Origin of the sequence: Sporosarcina sp. P13 (assembly GCF_002743055.1) — a bacterium.
In the GTDB taxonomy this organism is placed as follows: domain Bacteria; phylum Bacillota; class Bacilli; order Bacillales_A; family Planococcaceae; genus Sporosarcina.
In genome coordinates, this window is record NZ_PDYM01000003.1 from 117,728 (window position 1) to 140,716 (window position 22,989).

General features: G+C 40.6%; 21 protein-coding genes. 17 read left to right on the forward strand and 4 right to left on the reverse strand.

Features of this window, described 5'->3' with window-relative positions; genetic code table 11:
• Positions 1-70 precede the first annotated feature (70 nt).
• Together CSV79_RS02900 and mbcS are read left to right on the forward strand one after the other, a co-directional pair.
• Positions 71-277, forward strand: a complete 207-nt coding sequence (locus tag CSV79_RS02900) for an alpha/beta-type small acid-soluble spore protein (RefSeq protein ID WP_099687543.1) — start codon at positions 71-73, stop codon at positions 275-277.
• A 170-nt stretch (positions 278-447) separates the two neighbouring features.
• Positions 448-2,028: an acyl-CoA synthetase MbcS gene (gene mbcS / locus CSV79_RS02905; RefSeq protein WP_099687544.1), complete on the forward strand. Its 1,581-nt coding sequence runs from the start codon at positions 448-450 to the stop codon at positions 2,026-2,028.
• Positions 2,029-2,096: 68 nt separating this feature from the next.
• Here the strand turns inward: mbcS and CSV79_RS02910 are convergent, their stop codons facing one another.
• Positions 2,097-2,897: an NAD kinase gene (locus CSV79_RS02910; protein WP_099687545.1), complete on the reverse strand. Its 801-nt coding sequence runs from the start codon at positions 2,895-2,897 to the stop codon at positions 2,097-2,099.
• Between the two features lie 104 nt (positions 2,898-3,001).
• On the opposite strand from CSV79_RS02910, the gene sppA reads away from it, so the two are divergent.
• From sppA to CSV79_RS02935, 5 genes are all read left to right on the forward strand, one after another.
• Positions 3,002-4,006 (forward strand): signal peptide peptidase SppA, encoded by a 1,005-nt coding sequence (gene sppA / locus CSV79_RS02915; RefSeq protein ID WP_099687546.1) that lies wholly within the window; start codon positions 3,002-3,004, stop codon positions 4,004-4,006.
• A 17-nt stretch (positions 4,007-4,023) separates the two neighbouring features.
• Entirely contained in the window at positions 4,024-4,554 is a 531-nt protein-coding gene (locus tag CSV79_RS02920; protein WP_099687547.1) for an RDD family protein, read from the forward strand.
• Between the two features lie 28 nt (positions 4,555-4,582).
• Positions 4,583-5,086, forward strand: a complete 504-nt coding sequence (gene tpx / locus CSV79_RS02925) for a thiol peroxidase (protein WP_099687548.1) — start codon at positions 4,583-4,585, stop codon at positions 5,084-5,086.
• 50 nt (positions 5,087-5,136) lie between these two features.
• Positions 5,137-6,054, forward strand: coding sequence for a class I SAM-dependent methyltransferase (locus CSV79_RS02930; RefSeq protein ID WP_099687549.1), 918 nt, complete (start codon positions 5,137-5,139; stop codon positions 6,052-6,054).
• Between the two features lie 368 nt (positions 6,055-6,422).
• Complete coding sequence (locus CSV79_RS02935; protein ID WP_099687550.1) at positions 6,423-7,640, forward strand: acetate kinase; 1,218 nt, start codon at positions 6,423-6,425, stop codon at positions 7,638-7,640.
• A gap of 107 nt (positions 7,641-7,747) precedes the next feature.
• On the opposite strand, the gene CSV79_RS02940 is transcribed toward CSV79_RS02935, so the two are convergent.
• Entirely contained in the window at positions 7,748-8,194 is a 447-nt protein-coding gene (locus CSV79_RS02940) for a universal stress protein (RefSeq protein ID WP_099687551.1), read from the reverse strand.
• A gap of 237 nt (positions 8,195-8,431) precedes the next feature.
• Here CSV79_RS02940 and ald point away from each other — a divergent pair, with 237 nt between their 5' ends.
• Positions 8,432-9,553, forward strand: coding sequence for an alanine dehydrogenase (gene ald / locus CSV79_RS02945; RefSeq protein WP_099687552.1), 1,122 nt, complete (start codon positions 8,432-8,434; stop codon positions 9,551-9,553).
• A gap of 46 nt (positions 9,554-9,599) precedes the next feature.
• Here the strand turns inward: ald and CSV79_RS02950 are convergent, their stop codons facing one another.
• Positions 9,600-10,691 (reverse strand): M24 family metallopeptidase, encoded by a 1,092-nt coding sequence (locus CSV79_RS02950; RefSeq protein WP_099687553.1) that lies wholly within the window; start codon positions 10,689-10,691, stop codon positions 9,600-9,602.
• Between the two features lie 128 nt (positions 10,692-10,819).
• Between CSV79_RS02950 and CSV79_RS02955 the strand changes: the two genes are divergently transcribed.
• Both CSV79_RS02955 and CSV79_RS02960 read left to right on the forward strand, forming a co-directional pair.
• Complete coding sequence (locus CSV79_RS02955) at positions 10,820-11,497, forward strand: metal-dependent hydrolase (RefSeq protein ID WP_099687554.1); 678 nt, start codon at positions 10,820-10,822, stop codon at positions 11,495-11,497.
• Positions 11,498-11,624: 127 nt separating this feature from the next.
• The gene (locus CSV79_RS02960) at positions 11,625-12,932 is read left to right on the forward strand and encodes a DRTGG domain-containing protein (protein ID WP_099687555.1); all 1,308 of its coding nucleotides are present in this window, start codon (positions 11,625-11,627) and stop codon (positions 12,930-12,932) included.
• 30 nt (positions 12,933-12,962) lie between these two features.
• Here the strand turns inward: CSV79_RS02960 and CSV79_RS02965 are convergent, their stop codons facing one another.
• Positions 12,963-13,283, reverse strand: a complete 321-nt coding sequence (locus CSV79_RS02965; protein ID WP_099687556.1) for a YtpI family protein — start codon at positions 13,281-13,283, stop codon at positions 12,963-12,965.
• A gap of 122 nt (positions 13,284-13,405) precedes the next feature.
• Between CSV79_RS02965 and CSV79_RS02970 the strand changes: the two genes are divergently transcribed.
• The 7 genes from CSV79_RS02970 (at position 13,406) to pyk (ending at position 22,953) form a co-directional block, all read left to right on the forward strand.
• On the forward strand, positions 13,406-14,347 hold the full coding sequence (locus CSV79_RS02970; protein WP_099687557.1) for a DHH family phosphoesterase: 942 nt from the start codon (positions 13,406-13,408) through the stop codon (positions 14,345-14,347).
• 19 nt (positions 14,348-14,366) lie between these two features.
• Positions 14,367-17,414 (forward strand): DNA polymerase III subunit alpha, encoded by a 3,048-nt coding sequence (locus CSV79_RS02975; protein WP_099687558.1) that lies wholly within the window; start codon positions 14,367-14,369, stop codon positions 17,412-17,414.
• A gap of 233 nt (positions 17,415-17,647) precedes the next feature.
• Positions 17,648-18,310, forward strand: a complete 663-nt coding sequence (locus tag CSV79_RS02980) for a FadR/GntR family transcriptional regulator (RefSeq protein WP_099687559.1) — start codon at positions 17,648-17,650, stop codon at positions 18,308-18,310.
• Positions 18,307-19,179 carry an acetyl-CoA carboxylase, carboxyltransferase subunit beta gene (gene accD / locus CSV79_RS02985; RefSeq protein ID WP_099687560.1) on the forward strand — a complete coding sequence of 291 codons (873 nt, stop codon included), beginning with the start codon at positions 18,307-18,309 and terminating at the stop codon, positions 19,177-19,179. Before CSV79_RS02980 ends, accD begins: the two co-directional genes overlap by 4 nt.
• Positions 19,176-20,129 (forward strand): acetyl-CoA carboxylase carboxyl transferase subunit alpha, encoded by a 954-nt coding sequence (accA, locus tag CSV79_RS02990; protein WP_099687561.1) that lies wholly within the window; start codon positions 19,176-19,178, stop codon positions 20,127-20,129. The genes accD and accA overlap by 4 nt, the downstream gene beginning before the upstream one ends.
• Before the next feature lie 65 nt (positions 20,130-20,194).
• Entirely contained in the window at positions 20,195-21,154 is a 960-nt protein-coding gene (pfkA, locus tag CSV79_RS02995; protein ID WP_099687562.1) for a 6-phosphofructokinase, read from the forward strand.
• A gap of 38 nt (positions 21,155-21,192) precedes the next feature.
• Positions 21,193-22,953 (forward strand): pyruvate kinase, encoded by a 1,761-nt coding sequence (pyk, locus tag CSV79_RS03000; protein WP_099687563.1) that lies wholly within the window; start codon positions 21,193-21,195, stop codon positions 22,951-22,953.
• The last annotated feature ends 36 nt before the right edge of the window (positions 22,954-22,989 follow it).

A 22,989-nucleotide genomic window follows, 5' to 3' on the forward strand; every position in this document is an offset into this window, starting at 1 on the left:
ATTTCCTATCACATCTCCTGCATGATTTTTTGAAAAGTGACCATTCTATAGTCACAAGGAGGTGAGAGACATGCCAAACAACAACAGCAACTCAAACCAGCTTCTAGTTCCAGGAGTACAACAAGCGCTTAACCAGATGAAAGAAGAAATTGCTTCTGAATTCGGTGTACAGCTTGGACCAGACTCCACATCGCGTGCCAACGGATCCGTCGGCGGAGAAATCACAAAGCGATTAGTGCGTCAGGCTCAACAACAAATGAACGGTTACACAAAGTAAGTCGTAGTAAAAACGTCCGTCCTGCATATGCAGGACGGTCTTTTTAGTATGTTTGGAATGATGAAAGTTATGCATTGCTTAACAGTATAATAAAAGAAGAATACATAAAATTTTGAAATTTTCTCCATGTATTTGTATACTTATATTATTATGTAAAAGGGGGAATGAAAATGAACCGTGAAGAACTACTAGCTCCAGAACGCTACAACATCGTATCAGAATTTGAAAAGTATGCTACAGGTGACAATAGAAAAGCGCTGATCTATGTAGATTCAGATAATCAGCAGCAAGAAGTAACCTACGACGAACTCATTCAAGCGGCGAACCGCACAGCAAATGTATTAACCGCGAATGGTTTGAAAAAAGGCGATGTAGTTTTAGTCATGGTGCCGCGTATGATTGAGGCGTACGTATCATATATCGGCGCGCTTAAAGCTGGGCTTGTCGTTATACCTAGTTCAGAAATGTTGCGTTCCTCCGATATTGAATACCGAATTGAACATAGCGATGCAAAAGCGATTATTGCGTTTGATGCATTTACTGATCAGTTGGAACACGTAGGTAATCTAGATAGAGTAACTGTCTATATTATCGGAAAAGCAAAAAAGGGAGAGGTCTCATTATCTGAACAAGAGAAAACTGCCTCTTCTGAATTTGCGGTTTGTGACACGGTAAGCGGCGATACAGCCTTTTTATCGTATACATCCGGAACGACAGGTAAACCAAAGGGTGTCGTTCACACACATGGTTGGGGTTACGCTCACTTACGCACGACCGCGCCTAATTGGCTTGGCATCGAAGAAAAAGATATTGTCTGGGCTACCGCAGCACCTGGATGGCAAAAGTGGATTTGGACGCCATTTTTATCTGTGTTAGGAAGTGGCGCTACTGGGTTTGTCTATAATGGTAAATTTCATGTAGATAAATATTTGAAGTTTTTAGATCAGTACAACGTAAATGTGTTGTGCTGTACTCCGACAGAATACCGCTTTATGGCGAAAGCTGAAAAGATTTCGGATTATTCACTTTCATCCCTAAAAAGTGCTGTATCAGCGGGAGAACCTTTAAACCGTGAAGTCATTGATATTTTCAATAAGCAATTTTCTCTTAATGTTCGTGATGGCTACGGTCAGACCGAAAATACATTACTCGTCGGGACAATGATTGGAATGGAAGCAAGACCCGGTTCGATGGGTAAGCCGACGCCGGGTAATATCGTAGACGTTATTACGATAGATGGAAAAATCGCCGAGGTCGGTGAAGTGGGCGATATTGCGGTCCATAAATCCACTCCTGCGTTATTTCAGGAGTATTTAAATGATCCGGAACGTACGAAAATGCAATTCAGAGGCGATTACTATATTACAGGCGACCGTGCGAAAAAAGATGAAGAAGGATATTTCTGGTTTGAAGGTCGGGGCGATGATATTATTATCAGCTCCGGCTATACAATCGGACCATTTGAAGTGGAAGATGCACTTATTAAGCACCCGGCTGTTCGAGAGTGTGCGGTAGTTGCAAGCCCGGATCCAGAACGTGGAAATATAGTAAAAGCATTTGTTGTGTTGCGTGACCAAGAGCCAGAACAACCAGAACATCTCATTAAAGAGCTTCAAAATCATGTGAAAGAATTGACGGCGCCTTATAAGTATCCGCGAAAAATTGAGTTTTTAGACGAGTTACCAAAAACTACTTCTGGAAAAATCATGCGTGTGGAATTACGTAAAACAGAACAAAATTCACGAGCCTAATAAAAAAGGGCTGTCCGCACGTCAATTGATTCGACAATTGGACAGTCCTTGTCCTTGTTATTGTAACATCAGAAGAATGTACGCTGAACTTTTTCAAAGAAAGAGTTATCCGTTAGTTTTGCTGTGCGAATGACTCTTTTGCTAAGGACGGCTTCTACCTTTTTCACTTGGTTGACACTGATTGCTTCATTGTCGGCTGCAGTTGAAGGGAATTCATTACCTTCTGGTGTGATGGTTAGCGTTAGCTTTCGATTGCCACTTAAAATAAAGGATGTCCCAAGTGTGCGGTAGCGATTATTATTAACGGATGCTAGTTCTGATACTTGGAAACAAGGAAGTAGTGGATCGATTACAGCTCCACGTACCGATTTATTGTAGGCGGTACTCCCAGTTGGTGTGGAAATAATTAGTCCATCACCCAAAAATGTTTCGAATAGTAAGTCATCAATGTATATGTCCATAACGATTGTACGGATTATAGCAGAACGAATACTAAATTCATTTAAGCAATAGAATGGTTTGTGCTGATTGATGGTAACTTCAAGTAATGGATAATGGCGTTCTTCAAGATTTTCTTGTCTCAATGCGTGGATCAAGGTACTGATTTCATCGTATTTGAAATCGCAGTATACACCATGCGCTCCTTTTACTGAAAGACCGAGATACGTACAATCTTGACGGAAATTTGTTTTACGGACTGCTTGAAGGAACGTACCGTCACTGCCAATACTGATGACGAGGTTCGCCTTCGTATGATCAGTTGTTAGCAAAAAACCCTCATTTATTAGTGTTTTTTCAACGTACGTTTTTTTATGCAGTGTGTCTTCATCGAGCTTACTAAATAAAAAAATAGTGTATTGTGCAGTCATAAAGATCGTCTCCTTTATAGATTAATAGGTTAATTGTAGCATGATTGAAACATTTGGACGATTATAAACGTATAGTAAGTGTGGACAAAGGAGGAGTTTTATTTATGACAGCAAAAAGATGGATTGCAGTCGCTGTGGCGGCAACCTTGATTCTCGTGTCGGTTGGTGTCAATTCGATGTCGTGGTTTTTTACAAGGGACTGGAATGTGATGCTCAATGAAATCACAGCCATCAATCAAGAGTTGCAAGAAACAGTAGTAGAGGAAGGTAGTGTGAACGAACGAATAGCTGTAATGAAAGTAGACGGTGTCATTCAAGACACTGGTGCAGCTTCGGTTTTCAGTGGTGAAGAATATAATCACCAGCGTTTCATGGCGCAATTGGAGGAACTCAAAAATGATGAGACGGTGAAAGGGATTGTGCTTTCTGTTAACTCACCGGGTGGCGGTGTGTTGGAGTCGTCTGATATTTATGATGCTATCATTGAAATTCAAGAAACGAAAGAAATTCCGATGTATGTTGCGATGGGTGGAATGGCTGCTTCAGGTGGTTATTATATTTCTGCTCCAGCAGAGAAGATTTTCGTGCATCCTGAAACGTTAACAGGTTCGATTGGTGTAATTATGCAATCAATTAACTTTGGTAAACTAGCAGAAAAACATGGTGTAGATTTTCCGACGATTAAATCGGGACCTTATAAAGATATAATGAGCAGTACGCGTGAAATGAAGCCAGAAGAACGAGCGATGCTTCAGGAAATGATCGATGATTCATATAAGCGCTTCGTAGACATTATCGTAGAGGGGCGTGGTATGCCGGAAGCGGACGTCCGAAAAGTTGCGGACGGTCGTGTGATGAATGGCCGACAAGCAATTGAGGTGGGCCTAGCAGATGACTACGGTAAAGTACCTACAGTTATCGCTGCGATGAAAGAAGATTATCATCTAGAAAAAGCAGAAGTCTTTGAATACGGAGCACCAGATAGTTTCGCATCCCTTCTATCATTGAAGGCACACAACGCATTTGGTGGAGATATTGAATCTCAAATTTTGAAAAAGCTACTAACGGAAAATCAAGCACCTCGCATGATGTATTTATATGGTGAGTGAAAAGGAGGGACTCGATTATGACGAATGAATCTGTAACTGTGCAGACAGCGCTTTTCGAACCGAAATATGCGGGATTCTGGATTAGACTATGGGCGTTTTTAATAGACTTACTTATTGTCTCTGCGATCAGCGGCATTTTTGTTAAACCAATTTTCCGATTGGTAGATGTAGCGATAACTAAACCTTCCTTTTTATTATTCAGTCCATATAAAGTGGTAGCGCTAGTGCTGTTAGTACTTTATTTTATCCTGATGACAAAATTGACAGGTCAGACAATAGGGAAAATGATTATGGGAATTCGTGTAGTAAAAATGAATGGACAGAAATTAACGTGGAGTTCCGTCATATTTAGAGAAGGTTTTGGCCGATTTATATCGCAAATGTTATGGATTCCATACTTACTCGTACTATTCATGCCAAAAAAAATGGCGCTTCACGATGTGTTTGCGGATACAGTAGTAGTTCATGAACGGTTATTCGAGCAAAAGAACGTGCAAGCGATCGCGCCTATTGAAGGCCCTCAGTTGCAAGAAGACCCTACGATTTAGTACACTAAGTTAAAAGGAGTGGTTAGTTATGGTACAAGTAACATTCAAGAACAATCCGATTCATTTACAAGGCACAGAAGTGAAAGTCGGGGATGCAGCACCAAACTTCACAGTTCTTTCAAATGAATTGAAGCCGGTCACATTGGCCGATTCAAAAGGTAAGATTCGCTTAATCAGCGTCGTACCTTCAGTTGATACGGGCGTATGTTCTATCCAAACAAAACGTTTTAACGATGAAGCTTCTTCTCTTGGAGACGATGTCGAAGTATTAACGATTTCTGCGGATCTTCCTTTTGCACAGGCGCGTTGGAAAGCAGAAGAAGGGGTAGAAAATTTACATTTATACTCTGATCACCGCGACCTATCATTCGGTACAGCTTTCGGAACGGCTATTGAAGAATTACGTTTGTTGACACGTTCGATTTTCGTAGTCGATCGTAATGACCAAGTGACATATGTGGAATATGTTAGTGAAGCAACCGACCATCCTGACTACGATGCTGCGATTAAAGCAGCTAAAGAATTAAATTAAACGACAACCCACCTGACAAGAGGTGGGTTTCTTCTTGGAGGAATAGTGAAATGAACAATATGGAGAAAGTCTTTACATATTATGATAACTACGCACAATCAGCGGATGGTTTATATGTAGATGCGATACTTGAAGCAAGTGAAAAATGGCTTGATCAACCATCCTTAGTTGAATTGGAAGAGCCAGTGCAACCGGAAGAGATCCGTAAAGGGATTCAGCTTGCGTTATTAAAAGGGCTAAAGCAATCCGCACAAGCCCATCATCAAATGACACCTGACTCAATCGGCTACTTAATCGGTTATTTGGTCAATAAATTAGTAGGGTCAAAAGAAACAACTACTTTTTTAGATCCGGCAGTAGGAACAGGAAATCTACTCTTTACCGTCCTCAATCAATTTAAAGGTGAAGCGACTGCAAGCGCAGTAGAAATTGACGATGTGCTCGTTCAAATTGCGGCAGCTACAGCCAACCTATTAGAACTTCCGGTGTCATTCTATCTACAAGATGCTCTTCGTCCGTTGCCCATCGATCTAGTAGACACAGTCGTAAGTGATTTGCCGGTTGGATACTATCCTGACGACGAAGTAGCAATGGATTATGAACTCATGTCTAAAGAGGGACACGCGTTCTCACATTATCTTTATATTGAACAATCCATGAGATACGTTAAACCAGGTGGCTATGGGCTTTTCGTCGTCCCGTCTAGACTATTAACTGCAGACGGAGCAGAACCAATCTTGACATACGTCAAAGAGCATCGGTTACTTAGAGGTCTATTCGAACTTCCTAATTCTTTATTTGCAGACCAACGCTTTGCGAAGAGTATCCTTCTATTACAACAGCCGCCAACCGAACACTTCGTACTACCGGACGTTATACTAGCGAAAATTCCGGAGCTAGGAAATGCAGTAGCAATGCAAAGTTTCTTCGACAAAGTTAGTGAGTGGGTAACGAATACAGGAAAATGACGCGTAAGTCAATTCTTCAGACTGCAAATCAACTCTTGTAATTAAGAGTTTGTTTGCAGTTTCTTATTGAAGAGTAGTAAGTTTAACAATTGACTCACTATATCTAGATAAGTAAGCTGGTTGCCTCACAGCGGGCTCAAAAAACGTGTCCGCTTGCAAAGAAGTACAACGAAAGTTTTGTATTTTATTATTACTTTGTTATAAATTAGGGGAATACACTTCGGCCATATCCTGTCGTTTTGCTGAAAAAGAAGATATGCATAGGAAAATAGCGCAGAATTCATTATTTCAATTGCCTTTCAAAGAAATTGCTATTATAATGACTTGAAACGTTCATGAAAACATAATCATTTTAAGGGGTGGAGTTCGTGCCAAAAATATTAGCAATTAATGCTGGAAGTTCATCATTGAAATTTCAGTTAATTGAAATGACGACAGAAGAAGAGATTACAAAGGGGTTATTCGAAAGAATTGGTTTGGAAAACTCTGTTTTTTCTATGTCCAAAAATGAGAAGGAAATTGAAAAAGTATTGGATATCGCTGACCATTCAGTGGCGGTAAATATGCTACTTGAGCATTTGTTAAGTGAAGGAGTCGTATCGTCTTACGATGAGATCGATGGAATTGGTCACCGTGTAGTTCATGGAGGCGAACTGTTTAGTGATTCCGTACTTATCAATGATGAAATTATTGATAAACTAGAAAGTATTTCTAGTTTTGCACCCTTACATAACCCAGCTAATATAACTGGAATTAGTGCATTCAAAAAAGCACTGCCAAACACACCTGCAGTTGCTATTTTCGATACGGCATTCCACCAAACAATGCCTGAAAAAGCATTTTTGTATGCGTTGCCTTATGAATATTATGAAAAGTACGGTATCCGGAAATATGGTTTCCACGGTACTAGTCATAAATACGTTACAGAGCGCGCTGCCAAGATCTTGAACAGACCACTTGAAGACACACGTCTGATTTCATGTCACTTAGGTAATGGAGCTAGTATCGCGGCTGTTAAGGGCGGTAAGTCAGTGGATACATCTATGGGCTTCACTCCATTAGCTGGTGTCATTATGGGTACGCGTTCGGGAAATATCGACCCAGCATTAATTCCTTATATGATGGAACGTACAAACCAATCAGCAGAAGAAGTAGTTAATGTCCTGAATAAAAAGTCTGGATTACTTGGTCTAAGCGGATTTTCAAGCGACTTACGTGATATCACAGGAGCGGCGGAGCAGGGAAATGAACGCGCTCAACTAGCTCTTGATGTATTCACGGATCGTATTCACCAACATATAGGGCAATATGCAGCGGGCATGGGCGGAGTCGATGCTATCATTTTCACAGCAGGAATCGGAGAAAACAGTGCGATTGTGCGTGAAAAGGTAATGAAAGGCCTTGAATTCATGGGTGTCTATTTTGATCCAAGTCTAAATAATGTCAGAGGACAAGAAGCGTATATTAGTTTCCCGCACTCACCGGTAAAAGTATTAATTATACCAACGAACGAAGAAATCATGCTTGCGCGTGATACTGTTCGAATTGCAGATATTACACTAGAACCACTTCAAACAGTAGAATAAGATTGTAAACTGTCCCGAGTGTCTGCAGGCGTTCGGGACAGTTATTTTGATTGGTGAACTTAAAAAGTGACGATAACCAATTGGTTATCGTCACTTGTCTGTTTGAATTATTCTTCAGGTGTACGTACAACAAGTACGTCGCATTTTGCGGAGCGGACGATATTTTCGGAAACACTACCGATTAGGAAACGTTCTACCCTGTTCAATCCAGTAGCGCCACAGATGATTAGATCGGCGTTTAGCTTTTTCGCGATATCCCGTGGAATTAACGTCTTAGGGGAACCGTATTCTACGTGGATTTGCACGTTGTTCAAACCAGCTTTTGTAGCTTCTGTACTGTAATCAGTTAATAACTCTTCTGCGTATTTTTGTGCACGTTCTGCAATTGAACGATCGTATGCTTCAACAGCCGCATATGAACGCGTGTCGATGATGTTGATCAAGTGAAGAGTTGCGTCGTTACGGTCTGCAATAGCGATTGCTTTATTGAAAGCCCATTTAGCCTCATCCGAACCGTCTACAGCCACAATAATATCTTTGTACTTAAGTGCCATAAGATAACCACTCCATCCTTAAAATTAAATTCTTTCTACACTAATTATATTCTACGTACTTTGTTAGTATCCTTCTTTTCTTGTCGAAATATTTTTATAAATCTGTACGCGTTGAAAAAGTCTATTGATTGACAAGAAAAAGAGGAAAAGTCTTTTATTTTCTGATAAGATTAAATTGTAATTAATCGGCAAACGTAACGAGCGATTACCGTAACATTCATTTTAGGAGGATTTTACATGCGTATAGGTGTTCCGAAAGAAATTAAAAACAATGAAAACCGAGTGGCCATTGCCCCTGCTAGTGTACTAACTTTAAAAACGGCTGGACATGAAGTGTTTATTGAAACAGGTGCTGGGATTGGTTCTAGTTTTCAGGATGAAGAATATAAAGAAGCGGGAGCTACGATTGTAGCGACAGCTGCTGAAGCTTGGGATGTAGAAATGGTCCTGAAGGTTAAAGAACCAGCAGCTTCAGAATTTAAATTCTTCCGTGAAGGATTAATTTTATTCACTTATCTACACTTAGCTCCGGAAGAGAAGTTGACTCAGGCGTTGCTTGAAAATAAAGTGACGGCGCTTGCATATGAAACAGTGCAGTTACCAAATGGCGCTTTACCATTACTAGCGCCGATGAGTGAAGTAGCTGGTCGTATGGCAACTCAAATCGGTGCACAGTATTTAGAAAAGACTAGAGGTGGAAAGGGAATCTTGTTAGCGGGAGTCCCAGGTGTTTCGCGTGGTAAGATCGCAATCATCGGTGGTGGACAAGCAGGTACGAACGCGGCACGTGTTGCAATTGGTATCGGTGCGCATGTTACGATTCTTGATTTATCTGTAGAAAGAGTCCGTCAGTTAGATGAAATGTTCGGTAAAGACATTCAAACGCTCGTTTCAAATCCTTATAATATCGCACACGCGGTGAAAGACGCAGACTTAGTTATTGGCTGTGTGCTAATTCCAGGCGCGAAAGCACCAACATTAGTTACTGAAGAAATGATTAAATCCATGAGTCCAGGCTCCGTCTTAATTGATATTGCGATTGACCAAGGCGGTATTTTTGAAACGTCTGACCGTGTAACGACCCATGATGATCCAACATACGTAAGACATGGTATCATTCATTATGCAGTAGCAAATATGCCGGGGGCGGTTCCGCAGACATCAACGATGGCGTTGACGAATGTAACAATTCCTTACGCACTTCAAATAGCGAATAAAGGTGTTAAGAAAGCATGCTTAGAAAACGAAGCATTGCTTAAGGGGATCAATACGTTAGCGGGGCACGTGACATATAAAGCAGTGGCAGAAGCACAATCACTTGAATCTACTGACGCTGCAGAATTACTAGAAACTTTATAACGTAAAAAGGAGTCCGAGGAAAAATCGGACTCCTTTTTACGTTTAATTAGACGATTTTTAGATCTTTGGGGTATTTCGTCAGCACTTCCACACCATTTTTTGTTACGACTACGTCATCTTCAATTCGCACACCTGTAATGTTTGGATCGTATATACCTGGCTCGATTGTAAAGACCATACCTTCTTTTAAAGGCAGCGTGTTTGTTGCTGTTAAGGAAGGATATTCATGTACCGAAATTCCTAAACCGTGGCCAATTCGGTGTGGGAATAATTCGCCGTATCCTGCTTCTTCAATTACGGAACGAGCGGCAAGATCTACTTCTTTCGCCAATGTGCCTGGGCGTACGACATCTATCGCAGCTTGTTGTGCGCGTTGCACTGTATCATAAATTTTACGTTTTTCTTCTGTTGGTTCACCAAATGCAATGGTACGCGTGATATCTGAACAATAGCCTTTATACACTACTCCAAGATCGAATAGGATAAAATCACCTTTTTCAATCGCTCGATTACTAGGAATGCCATGTGGTGAAGCAGTCTTTTTACCTGAAATGATAATCGTGTCAAAGGACATCTTCTCGGCACCTTTTTGTTTCACAGCTTGTTCTACAGCTTGTACGATTTCGAGCTCGGTTTTGCCCTCCGCTATTTCACTACACCCGATTTCGATCGCATAGTCCGCTAATTCGGCTGCTTTGCGCAAAAAGTCAAGTTCCGCCACGTCTTTGATCAAACGATACGTAGCTAATTCATTATCTAAAGTAGCAAATAATAAAGCGGGGAAGCGTTCTTGTAGAATCTCAAAACGGTCAACAGTCAAATGTTCTTTTTCAATTGCTAGCAAGGAGAATGTGGGAACTCGCTCTGTAATCGCTTGATCTAGAAATTCAAACGCATTATCCGTATCTTTATAGCCAATAATGTCGTGTGTCCAACCGATGGCTTTGACATCTTCCACTTCCATGTATGGGCAGATGATGAAAGGATTATGGTCTTTAAAGATGACTACACCTAATAGCCGCTCGTGGGGATCACTTCTGAATTTGGTTAGATAAAATATATTATCGGGATTTGTAACAAGCGCGGCATCAATATTATGAGTACTTAAAAAATCTTGCACTTTTTTAATGGTGGACATGATGGAACCTCCTCTGTTTTAGTTAGTATAACAAAAAAAGAGGGTTTTACGCTGTACTATAGAAAGTGTGCGCTGTACTATAGAAAGTGGTAGAATAGAGTTATAATTTTTTGAGGAGAGTGTGTTTTATGAAAATTTCGTACCATGGACATTCAATAGTAAAAATAGAAACAAAAGGAAAAACCATCTTAATCGATCCTTTTATTACAGGAAACGACTTGACGGATTTAAAAGCAGCGGATGAAAAACCTGATGTGATTTTGTTGACGCACGGTCATAACGACCATGTAGGGGATACGATGGAAATCGCCAAAAGAGAAAATATTCTCGTCGTTGCACCAAATGAGCTAGCTGTATATTTAGGTTTTCAAGGTTTGCAGACTCACGGCATGAATATCGGAGGCTCCAAAGAGTTTGATTTTGGAACCGTGAAATATACGCAAGCATTCCACAGTTCATCTTATACGACTGAAGAAAATGAAATCATTTATACAGGTATGCCGGCAGGGTTATTATTGACGATTGAAGGGAAGATTATTTACCATGCAGGAGACACTTCACTATTTAGTGATATGAAGTTATACGCTGAGGATGGGATTGATGTAGCATTCTTACCGATTGGCGATAACTTTACAATGGGCCCGCGTGATGCGGCGAAAGCTGTAGAAATCTTGCAACCTAAACTGACAGTACCCATTCACTATAATACGTTTCCGCCGATTAAGCAGGACCCTGAAGACTTCAAGACCTTAGTAGAGTCTCATGAAGTGAAAATCATGCAAGCGGGAGATATGATAGAGCTGTAAAAATAAATAAAAAGTACTTACGGTGTAGACGCATTGTTAGCGTCTAGACCGTCTTTTTGCATGACTTATGGTATGATTAGCAATAAGCATAAACCATTTATAACAGGTCGAAGAAAAAGGTGAAATCATGTCAACTAAACACGAACAGATTTTGCGTTATATTGAAAGTTTGGCAGTGGGAGAAAAGATTTCTGTCCGCCAAGTAGCGAAAGCATTAGAGGTTAGTGATGGTACTGCTTATCGCGCAATTAAAGAAGCGGAAAATCAGAAACTGGTCAACACGATTGAACGTGTTGGCACGATTCGAATTGAAAAAAAGAAAAAAGAAAATATTGAACGTCTTACATTTGCTGAAGTGATAAATATTGTCGATGGTGTCGTGTTAGGTGGACGCGATGGATTACATAAAACACTGACGAAGTTTGTCGTGGGAGCTATGCAACTTGAGGACATGATTCGATATATCGATGCAGGCAGTTTGCTGATTGTAGGCAATCGCTTAAAAGCTCATGAAATTGCTATAAAAGCAGGGGCGGCGGTACTCGTCACAGGAGGTTTTGATGCAACCGATGATGTAAAGCAATTAGCTGATGAAATGAATTTACCTGTCATTTCCACAAGTTATGACACGTTTACTGTTGCAACGATGCTAAATCGCGCGATCTATGATCAGCTAATTGAAAAAGAAATATTATTAGTAGAAGACATTCTGACGCCTATTGCGCGTACAGTCACATTATCTCCGGAAGACTCAGTAGATCAATTTTTCGAGGTGAATCATCAGACATCACACTCTGCATATCCAGTCGTCGAGTCAAATGGAAAGTTAGTAGGTATTCTTACTTCTCGCGATGTGGTCAGTAAACCTGATGTAGATATTGTAAAAAAAGTCATGACAACTGAGCCAATAACGGTTAACGGTAAAATGAGTGTAGCTTCCGCGGGTCATAGTATGATTTGGGAAGGCATTGATTTAATGCCGGTTGTAACAGAAGCAGGCATTCTAGAAGGTATTATTAGCCGTCAAGATGTACTGAAAGCCTTGCAGATGACACAGCGTCAGCCACAACAAGGTGAAACGATCGACGACATCGTAAAAAATCAGATGAAAGCTATTCCGAATGCGCCTGAAAAAATCGAATTTTCTGTTGTCCCACAAATGACCAATCAATTTGGCTCGTTATCCTACGGGGCTATGCTGACGATATTGACTGAAGCAGGAAGTCGTGCAATCAAATTACAAAAACGTGGAGAAAGTGTCCCCGAAAATATTACGATTTATTTCATCAAACATGTGCAACTAGGTGCTTCGGTTACAATAAATCCTACAATCATTCATTTAAGCCGTCGATTTATCAAGCTGGAATTTGAATTGTTGTCAAATGACGGTATTGTAGCTAAAGCAATGGGTACGTTCCAACTTTTTGAAAAATGATACAACAAAAAAACTGATGCCTATAGGACATCAGTTTTCGTTCAGTCTACGCTCTTCAGCTATAAACTGCTTATAATGCTTTGTCGCATTAAAATTGAAAATCGCGACATAACCGCCGAACAATATGAAAATCGCGGCTATAACATATGTTAAAATACCTTCAAATAACATTAACTGATTGATCCCGAAAAAGATCAATAGCGCACCGAGTGCAGTTCCGGCCATGCTTGCATACATCTTTTTACGGATAGGAAACATATAGCTTGTACGGAATTGACGCGTTTTAAAAACAAAATAAAAAACGCCGGAAGCGACGATACCAAAAACGAAAAGAAAATTAACCGTCTCCATCAAAAAAGCCTCCATTACATAAAAATAACCTTATGCACTTTAGTGCTCCTTGGGTCACTATATATTGTAGCGGCTTTTAACTAGAATTGCGAATACTAGAACAAGAACTTGGGGGAATCCGCATGAAACGACAAATCATTGACACAATTGAACAATACGACAAAATCATTATCCACCGTCACGTCCGTCCAGATCCAGATGCATATGGATCTCAAATGGGTCTGAAAGCATTGATTGAAAAAAATTATCCTACTAAAGAAGTCTTAGCAGCTGGAGAACACGATGAACAGCTAACTTATTTAGGAAAGCCTAATCCAGTGAGTGAAACAGACTATGAAGGGGCACTCGTCATTGTGACGGATACTGCGAATACGGGTCGTATCGATGGATCATTCTATAATAATGGTGCATTTTTATTGAAAATCGATCATCATCCAAATGAAGACCCATATGGCGATGCGCGTTGGGTCAATACGGATGCAAGTTCTTGCTCGGAGATGATTTATACGATTTACGAAGAAGGTCAAGCTTCCTATGGTTGGGAAATGTCACCCGAAGCCGGGCGTTATCTATTTGCTGGAATCGTAGGAGATACAGGAAGATTTATGTTCCAGAGCACTACGGAAAAAACATTTGAAGTTGCAAGTGAATTGATCAAACAACCTTTTGATCGGACAGAGCTATTTGCTGGAATGTATGAAGTGGATCGTAAAATATTACATCTACAAGGGTATATTTATCAAAACTTCACAATTGACGAAAATGGTGCAGCTTATATTAAACTGACTAAAGAAATTCTTGAACAATTTGATGTTACCGTATCCGAAACATCACAGCTAGTAGGTTCATTAGGGGACGTCAAAGGAATTTGTGCTTGGATTATCTTTATTGAAGAAAACAATCAAATTCGTGTTCGTCTACGCTCGAAAGGTCCCATTATCAATACATTAGCGATGCAACACAATGGTGGCGGTCATCCACTTGCTTCAGGTGCTTCCGCTTATTCTTGGACCGAAGTAGACGAAATCATTGGGAAGCTGCAGGAACTTTGCAGAAATTATTAAGCAGAGCTGAGGGATTGAAATGAACCTGATGTATCCGCAAATTATAACTGGTGCAGATTTATTGCGCGGAATAGTGAAACTAGATGAACTGGCTCCTCTTTTAAAAGAAAGAGGAGCTAGTTCCGCTGCTATCGTTAATAGTAAATTATTTGGTGTACGTTCATTTAGTACGATGCTATCGAAATATGGCATTCGCCCGGTAATCGGTCTATCTGTTAAGGTGTCGATTGCTGATGAAGATTTGCTAGTCTATATCTATGCGCAAAATCAAGAAGGTTTCTCTAATTTATTGAAAATCAGTAGTGCAATCTCTACGCGTGAAGAGGGTAATTTACCACTTTCTTGGTTACAGGCGTACAGGCAAAGTTGTTTTGTCGTTTGTGCGCTCACGCATGCATCTTGGACCAATCACCGAAACGTAGAAGTTCTTCAGCAACTAGCAGAGGATGTAAAACAATCGACGTTCATTGGGATCAGTCGTCCTGGTGGAGCGAGACATACTAAAGAAGATAATATAATCCAGCTAAGTGAAGAGTGTGAACTTTCCATTGTCGCTTGCCACGAAGCTCGCTTTTTACACGCAGATGATTTTCCTGCGTATGAAGTAGCCACGGCTATCCGCAAAGGGTATAAACTGAACGATTCAAAAAAACCAAAAAATCGTTTCCGACAAGCCTATTTACCGACACAAAAGACGTTTAGTGAATGGTTTGCAGATCATCCTGAATGGCTACAGAAGATGGCTGATTTATTGGATTCTTGTGAAGTGAAATTCGGGAAAGAACCGTTTCAACTACCGAAGTTTCCCGTGCAAGAAGGACAGACGCCGATTCGTTTATTGACCGAGAAATGTCAAGACGGTCTCGCGAAGCGTTTTCAATCAATGCCAATCGAATATGCAGAACGCTTACGCTATGAATTAACGATTATTGAACAGATGGGATTTACTGATTACTTTTTGATAGTAGAAGATTATGTACGCTATGCAAAAAGTCAGCAGATTTTAGTTGGTCCAGGGCGTGGGTCTTCTGCAGGGTCGTTAGTCGCGTTTGCTCTTGGTATTACAGAAGTAGACCCAATCCAATATGGCTTACTATTTGAGCGGTTTTTGAACCCTGAACGTGTAACAATGCCGGATATAGATATCGATTTTGCTGATAATCGACGGACGGAAGTAGTAAACTACGTAGCTGATACATACGGTAAACACTATGCAGCACAGATTATTACGTTCGGCACATTATCCACGAAGGCAGTGGCTAGAAACGTAGCTAGAGTACTTGACTTTACTCCAGAAGAAGTACGTTTTATGTCTTCTGAATTAAATAGTGGCCTATCATTTAGTGAAACTATCCGCCAATCAAAAAAACTTCAGGACTGGATGGCGGTGGATCCGCGTAGAGCACGTTGGAGAGAGGCAGCAGAACGTTTAGAAGATTTGCCAAGAAATGCATCCACTCACGCAGCGGGTGTCGTTCTTGCAGCGAATCCACTAGTCAACTATGTGCCGCTGCAAATTGGTACCGATGAAGTGTTTTTAACGCAATGGGCAATGAAAGATGTCGAAGAAGCAGGCTTGCTGAAAATGGACTTTTTAGGTTTGCGTAATTTGACATTGCTCGATAGAATTCGTTCCATGATTGAATATAACAACAAGCAACCCATCAACTTTGAAGAAATTCCACTTGATGATCAGAGGACCTATCGATTATTTAAAGCGGGGGACATGTCAGGCATTTTCCAATTTGAATCACCCGGTATGCGACGTGCGTTGCAGACTATTCAACCAGATAACTTTAAAGACCTATACTCTGTAAACGCTCTATATAGACCGGGACCAATGGAGTTTATTCCGCTGTATAGTCGGCGTAAAAATGGACAAGAACAGACGAATTACGATATACCTGAGTTACAGCCAATATTGGCAGAAACGTATGGTATCATCATTTATCAAGAACAAATCATGAAAATCGCTGTCGAAATTGCTGGTTTTACGATGTCGGAAGCAGATTTGCTACGTCGTGCGATTAGTAAGAAGAACCAGCAGGTGTTGGAACAAGAACGTCAACACTTTATTGCGGGTGCAACGAAAAAAGGATTTGACCATGTCAAAGCGAATAATGTCTATAACTTAATTGTGAAATTTGCAGATTATGGTTTTCCAAAGAGTCACGCAGTAGCTTATACATTGATTTCTTATCGTCTTGCCTTTTTTAAAGCGAATGAACCAAATATTTTTTACGCGGCCTATTTATCTTCTCTTTCAGGTAATAAAGAGAAGACGGTGGAGCTGATTCGTGAAATTAAAGCAAAAGGTATAGAGGTGTATCCTCCATCTGTGAAGAGTAGTCGTTATTCACATACCGTAGAAGGAAATGCGATACGCTTAGGATTAGGTGTGATTAAAGGTGTGACTTACCCTTTCTATCAACAATTAGCTGCAGCGAGAGGAAACTGGTCTTCGATGTTTGATATGGCCATTTCACTAGGTGCCAATCATTTTAATGAAAAATCGATGATTCCGTTAATTAAAGCAGGAGCATTAGACGAGTTCGGAGAAAAACGTTCTGTTCTTTTAGCCTCAGTGGATGCTGCCCATTCCCATGCGCTATACATAGGCAATGATGCATTCAGTGATCAATTTCAATTTAATTCCCGACCGAAATATACACCGGGTGGCGCGATGGATCAGATGACCCTGCTTAGCTTCGAGCGAGATGTTTTAGGTTTTTATCTATCCGAACATCCTGTGGAACAACTAAAACGTAATGTAATGGACCATATTCAGCCGATTGCATCATTAGTTAATTTACGCCAGGGTACGAAAGTGAAATGTATTGGATTAATCTTATCGGTCAAGCGGATACGTACAAAAAAAGGCGAAGCGATGGCGTTCTTTACACTTCAGGACGAGACAGAAGAAGTTTCGTGTACGGTGTTTCCGAAACAATATGCAAATTTCAGCAACTTGAATGAAAATGAATTCATTCAAGTGACAGGAAGTATTGAGTTTCGTAACCAATCATTGCAACTAATTATCGATAAGCTTGTGCCTGTAACTAGCTAACATAATTATAAAAATATAACTGAAAATATATCATGGTCAGTCATGGCGTAAATTGCAGAATGACTGACTATTTTCTACTTATTTGGAAAGCGAGCGTTCAGTCAGTTGAATAATTTTGAAAAAGAAATAACTTGAATTTTTATGTTTATGCTTTACGGAGTGCATTCTTTTTTGTATGCTAGTAGTCAGGTGGTCTGACCACTTTGCTGAACGAATGGAAAAGGAGTTCTCCAATGCAAAATTCACAATCGTCATCCAAGAGATTTTTGGATATTATCGTAGAGCTGCAATCGCTGATTAAAGAACAAGGGATTCAATACGGCGATAAACTGCCTTCCGAACGCCATTTAGCGGAGAAACTGCAGGTTAGCAGAACAGCGGTCCGTGAAGCATTGCGTAGCATGGAACTGCTTGGCTTGATTAAAACAAAGCGTGGAGAAGGTACGTTTCTATCCGATTTCAAAAAGCATCAATTAGTTGAAGTTCTCTCTACGTTCATCATGCAACAAGCACGATCCGTCCAGGACGTTGTGGAAACTAGAATGATCCACGAACGAGCAGCCATTACAGCAGTGACGCAACAACCAGAGCTGCTACTGTTGCCAGTATGGAAGGGTATGCAGAGCAAATTAACTGAAGAGGACGCAGTTTTCTTACGTGAAGATATGGTACGTGAAACAATCATTGCTACAGAAAATCGGCTATCGTTAAAAATTTGGTTTTTACTGAAACAATACAGTGGGGTTTCTTTCGATGTCGCTATCACAGAAAAAGAAGAAATAGCGATTGTAAGCGAGTTACTGGATGAAATGATGGCAGGTAATACAAAGCAGGCTTTAGCTTGCTATGAACAATGGATGAACAGAGTTGAGGGAGAAAGAAGGGAAATTGAATGAGTATCCGACAATTATTTAAAAAGAAATCTAAAGAAGAAAATCATACAATGACATCTGAAAAAAGTAAAAATGATGTACCTGAAGGAATTATGACTAAATGTCCGGAGTGTAAACACGTTATTTTAACAAAGGATCTTCAGAAGAATGGTAAAGTTTGTCCTTCTTGTCAACACCATTATAAAATGACAGCACAAGAACGGGTCGAGCATTTATTTGACGAGGATAGTTTTGAATCGATGGACGACCATTTGAAAACGGAAAACCCACTCGATTTTCCTGGGTATACAGAAAAAGTTCAAGCGGATGGTGAAGCGACTGGTTTAAACGAAGCGGTACTGACAGGAGTCGGTCGCATTCAAGGAAAACAAGTAGCCGTCGCTATTATGGATGCACATTTCCGTATGGGGTCTATGGGATCTGTTGTAGGTGAGAAAATCACTAGAGCTGTAGAAAAAGCAAGCCAATTAGGAATTCCTATGTTGATATTCTCCGCAAGTGGAGGGGCTAGGATGCAAGAAGGCGTTCTCAGTTTGATGCAAATGGCAAAAGTAAGCGTAGCATTAGAACGTCATGCTGAAAAAGGGCTGTTATATATTTCTATCATGACCTATCCAACGACAGGCGGTGTCTCGGCTAGTTTTGCCTCTGTTGGAGATATTAATCTAGCAGAACCAAAAGCACTTATTGGTTTCGCAGGTCGTCGTGTAATTGAGCAGACCGTACGGGAAAAACTGCCTGAGGATTTCCAAACAGCAGAATTTTTGCTGAGCCACGGACAAGTAGATGCAGTCGTTCACCGCAATGATTTGCCAGATATGCTGAATACAATCGTTAAGCTTCACGCGGGAAAGGAGATCAATCCAGTATGAGTAAAACACTAGCATTTGAAGAACCTATCGTGAAATTGCGTGAAAAGATTAATGAATTAGAAGAATATACGGCAATGAATGACGTAGACTTATCTTCTGAAATTAGTAACTTAAAAAATCGTTTGGCAAAGTTGGAAAAAGATATTTATGAAAGTATGGATCCGTGGGACCGCGTGCAAGTCGCTCGGCACCCTGCAAGACCGACTACGACAGATTATATTCAATACCTGTTCGAAGACTTTATCGAGTTCCATGGTGACCGCAACTTTGGTGATGATGAAGCGATCGTTGGCGGAATTGCATCTTTCGAGGAAATGCCGATTACGATCATTGGTCACCAGCGTGGTAAAGATACAAAAGAAAATGTTAGACGGAATTTCGGTATGCCCCATCCAGAAGGTTATCGCAAAGCACTTCGTTTAATGAAACAAGCAGAAAAGTTTCGTCGTCCAATTATTTGTTTCATTGATACGAAAGGTGCTTATCCTGGTAAAGCCGCAGAAGAGCGTGGACAAAGTGAAGCAATTGCGCGAAACCTAGTGGAGATGGCAGGATTAAAAGTTCCTGTAATTTCTATCGTAATTGGTGAAGGCGGAAGTGGTGGTGCGCTAGCATTAGGAGTGGCAAATCATGTTCATATGCTTGAAAACTCTACGTACTCCGTTATTTCTCCAGAAGGTGCTGCATCTATTTTATGGAAAGACCCATCGCTCTCTAAGCAGGCTGCAGAAGCGATGAAAATCACTGCACCTGATTTAAAGGGAATGAACATCATCGATGAAATCATTCCTGAAGTAATGGGTGGTGCACATCGGGATCCTAGCCGACAGGCAACGGAAATCCGTGATACATTACGTAGATCATTAAAAGTATTAGGCGAATTGACAACAGAAGAATTACTGGATAATCGCTATGAGAAATTCCGCACAATCGGCATATTTTCAGAATAAAAGATGCGGGAAACCGCATCTTTTCATCATTACATATGACGTTTTAACTGAAAGGAGTGGGTATCATGAAGAGAATTGCAGTATTAACTAGTGGTGGCGATGCACCCGGCATGAATGCGGCAATCCGTTCAGTTGTCAGAAAAGCGATTTTTGAAGGATTAGAAGTTTTAGGTGTATTTAACGGTTATCAAGGTTTGATTGATGGAAGGATTGAACAATTTCAGCTAGGGTCAGTCGGCGATATTATTCAGCGTGGAGGAACAATTTTACGTTCTGCTAGATGTCCTGAGTTTACGACAGAAGAAGGTCGTGATAAAGCGCTGAAACAAATTAAGCTACATGGAATAGAAGGCGTTGTCGTTATTGGTGGTGACGGTTCATTCCGTGGTGCTTATGAGTTAGTTAAGCTTGGCGTGCCATGTGTATGTGTCCCTGCTACGATCGATAATGATATAAATGGCACGGAGTTTACTATCGGTTTTGATACAGCTCTTAATACAGTAGTAGAAGCAATAGATAAAATTCGTGACACGGCGACTTCACACGAACGTTCATTTATTATTGAAGTAATGGGTCGCGATGCAGGCGACTTGGCATTGTGGTCAGGTCTGGGTGGCGGTGCAGAGTCGATTTTACTACCGGAGAAAGCGTTCGACGTGACATCTGTTATTGAGCGCATTAAGCAAAGTACCGGACGTGGAAAAAAACATAGTATTATCGTGTTAGCGGAAGGGATGATGTCCGCGCATGAACTAGCTGATATTCTTAAAAAAGAAGCTGGTGTGGATACGCGCGTGTCCATCTTAGGGCATATGCAAAGGGGAGGAACACCTTCGGCACGTGATCGTGTAATTGCCAGCCAATATGGTGCACGCGCTGTGGAATCATTAATTGAAGGAAAACAGAGTGTTGCCATTGGTATGAGAAATCATAAAGTGGTAGACTATAATTTAGAAGAAGTCTTTACGAAAAGAGAAAAGTTGGACTTGTCATTACTGGATTTGGCTCAAACTTTATCCATTTAATTTGTCACAGTCTATATGACACAGAGGAGCGATAAGTAGTGAGAAAGACGAAAATTGTCTGTACAATCGGCCCAGCAAGTGAATCTTATGAAACACTAGGGAAGCTGATTGACGCAGGGATGAATGTAGCACGATTAAACTTCTCCCATGGCACCCAAGATGAACATAAAGTACGAATTGAAAGAATTCGTGAAGTAGCAAAAGAAAAAGGCAAAGTCGTTGGGATTTTACTTGATACGAAGGGTCCTGAAATTCGTACGCATAAAATGGCAAACGGCCAAATTGAGTTAGTTAGAGGGCAATCCGTTGATATTTCAATGGAAGAAGTTCTAGGAACAGAAAAAGTCTTCTCAGTAACTTATGAAGAATTGATTAAAGATGTGGATCGCGGGTCATTCGTCTTGCTGGATGACGGATTGATTGAACTTGAAGTAACAGGCAAAGATCAAGAAAATGGTTTGATCCATACAAAAGTTATTAATGCAGGACCATTAAAAGACAATAAAGGTGTTAACGTACCGAATGTTTCGGTTCAGCTACCTGGAATTACCGATAAAGATAAAGAAGATATTTTATTTGGAATTGAACAAGGTGTAGATTTCATCGCGGCTTCATTCGTCCGTCGTGCAACAGATGTTATGGAAATCCGTGAATTGTTGGAGAAAAACAATGGCAACAAAATCCATATCGTACCGAAAATCGAAAACCAAGAAGGTGTTGATAACTTGGATGAGATTCTTCAATTATCAGATGGATTAATGGTTGCACGTGGGGATTTAGGCGTAGAAATTCCGGCTGAAGAAGTCCCTCTGGTGCAAAAAATGATGATAAGAAAATGTAATCAATATGGTAAGCCGGTTATTACCGCAACACAAATGTTGGATTCTATGCAAAGAAATCCCCGACCGACACGCGCGGAATCGAGTGATGTGGCAAACGCTATTTTAGATGGATCGGATGCAATCATGCTTTCTGGAGAAACAGCTGCAGGGTTATATCCAGTAGAATCAGTGGAAGTTATGTGTAAAATTGCATTATCTACAGAAGAGTCAATGGATTTCAAATCTGTAGTATCTACACGTTCTAGAGAAAAAGAAGGTAATTTAACAGAGGCTATTGGACAAGCGGCTGCTTACACGGCATTGAATCTTAATGTGAAAGCGATTTTAGCGCCAACAGAAAGTGGTCAAACTGCTGGAATGATCGCGAAATATAGACCAGGAGTTCCAATTATTGCGGTTACACGTTCTGAAGAGATTTGTAGTAAGTTAACATTGATTTGGGGTGTTTATCCGATTGTCGGGAAAAAGGCACTAGATATCGATGGGATTCTTCAAGAATCAGTTGAAGAAAGTGTTAAACATCAATATGTTACTCATGGTGATGTTGTAATTATTACAGCGGGTGTACCAGTAGGAAAAGCAGGTACGACTAACTTGATGAAATTGCACGTAATTGGTGATTTAATCGGACGCGGACAAGGTATTGGTAAAAACATTGCGTTCGGTAAAGCTAAAATCATTAGTTCCGCTAGAGAAGCATTATCCCTAGTGAACGAAGGTGATATCATCGTTACTCATGCAACGGATCGTGATATGTACGCGGCTCTTGAAAAATGTGGAGGTATCATTACAGAAACAGCCGGCTTGACTAGTCATGCAGCAATAGTTGGACTTAGTTTAGGTATTCCTGTAATCGTAGGTGTGGAAAATATTACCTCTGTAATTAAAAACGGCAGTGATATTACGATGGATGCAGCAACTGGCGTTATTTATAATGGTCATGCAAAAGTATTGTAAAACATATGGACCGCTATTCTCATAAAGAGAGGGCGG

Bases quoted from the DNA above. Each gene is read 5' to 3' on its own strand.
- CSV79_RS02900 (WP_099687543.1), top strand. From the start codon at position 71: ATGCCAAACAACAACAGCAACTCAAACCAGCTTCTAGTTCCAGGAGTA.
- mbcS (WP_099687544.1), top strand. From the start codon at position 448: ATGAACCGTGAAGAACTACTAGCTCCAGAACGCTACAACATCGTATCA.
- CSV79_RS02910 (WP_099687545.1), bottom strand. From the start codon at position 2,897: ATGACTGCACAATACACTATTTTTTTATTTAGTAAGCTCGATGAAGAC.
- sppA (WP_099687546.1), top strand. From the start codon at position 3,002: ATGACAGCAAAAAGATGGATTGCAGTCGCTGTGGCGGCAACCTTGATT.
- CSV79_RS02920 (WP_099687547.1), top strand. From the start codon at position 4,024: ATGACGAATGAATCTGTAACTGTGCAGACAGCGCTTTTCGAACCGAAA.
- tpx (WP_099687548.1), top strand. From the start codon at position 4,583: ATGGTACAAGTAACATTCAAGAACAATCCGATTCATTTACAAGGCACA.
- CSV79_RS02930 (WP_099687549.1), top strand. From the start codon at position 5,137: ATGAACAATATGGAGAAAGTCTTTACATATTATGATAACTACGCACAA.
- CSV79_RS02940 (WP_099687551.1), bottom strand. From the start codon at position 8,194: ATGGCACTTAAGTACAAAGATATTATTGTGGCTGTAGACGGTTCGGAT.
- ald (WP_099687552.1), top strand. From the start codon at position 8,432: ATGCGTATAGGTGTTCCGAAAGAAATTAAAAACAATGAAAACCGAGTG.
- CSV79_RS02950 (WP_099687553.1), bottom strand. From the start codon at position 10,691: ATGTCCACCATTAAAAAAGTGCAAGATTTTTTAAGTACTCATAATATT.
- CSV79_RS02955 (WP_099687554.1), top strand. From the start codon at position 10,820: ATGAAAATTTCGTACCATGGACATTCAATAGTAAAAATAGAAACAAAA.
- CSV79_RS02960 (WP_099687555.1), top strand. From the start codon at position 11,625: ATGTCAACTAAACACGAACAGATTTTGCGTTATATTGAAAGTTTGGCA.
- CSV79_RS02965 (WP_099687556.1), bottom strand. From the start codon at position 13,283: ATGGAGACGGTTAATTTTCTTTTCGTTTTTGGTATCGTCGCTTCCGGC.
- CSV79_RS02970 (WP_099687557.1), top strand. From the start codon at position 13,406: ATGAAACGACAAATCATTGACACAATTGAACAATACGACAAAATCATT.
- CSV79_RS02975 (WP_099687558.1), top strand. From the start codon at position 14,367: ATGAACCTGATGTATCCGCAAATTATAACTGGTGCAGATTTATTGCGC.
- CSV79_RS02980 (WP_099687559.1), top strand. From the start codon at position 17,648: ATGCAAAATTCACAATCGTCATCCAAGAGATTTTTGGATATTATCGTA.
- accD (WP_099687560.1), top strand. From the start codon at position 18,307: ATGAGTATCCGACAATTATTTAAAAAGAAATCTAAAGAAGAAAATCAT.
- accA (WP_099687561.1), top strand. From the start codon at position 19,176: ATGAGTAAAACACTAGCATTTGAAGAACCTATCGTGAAATTGCGTGAA.
- pfkA (WP_099687562.1), top strand. From the start codon at position 20,195: ATGAAGAGAATTGCAGTATTAACTAGTGGTGGCGATGCACCCGGCATG.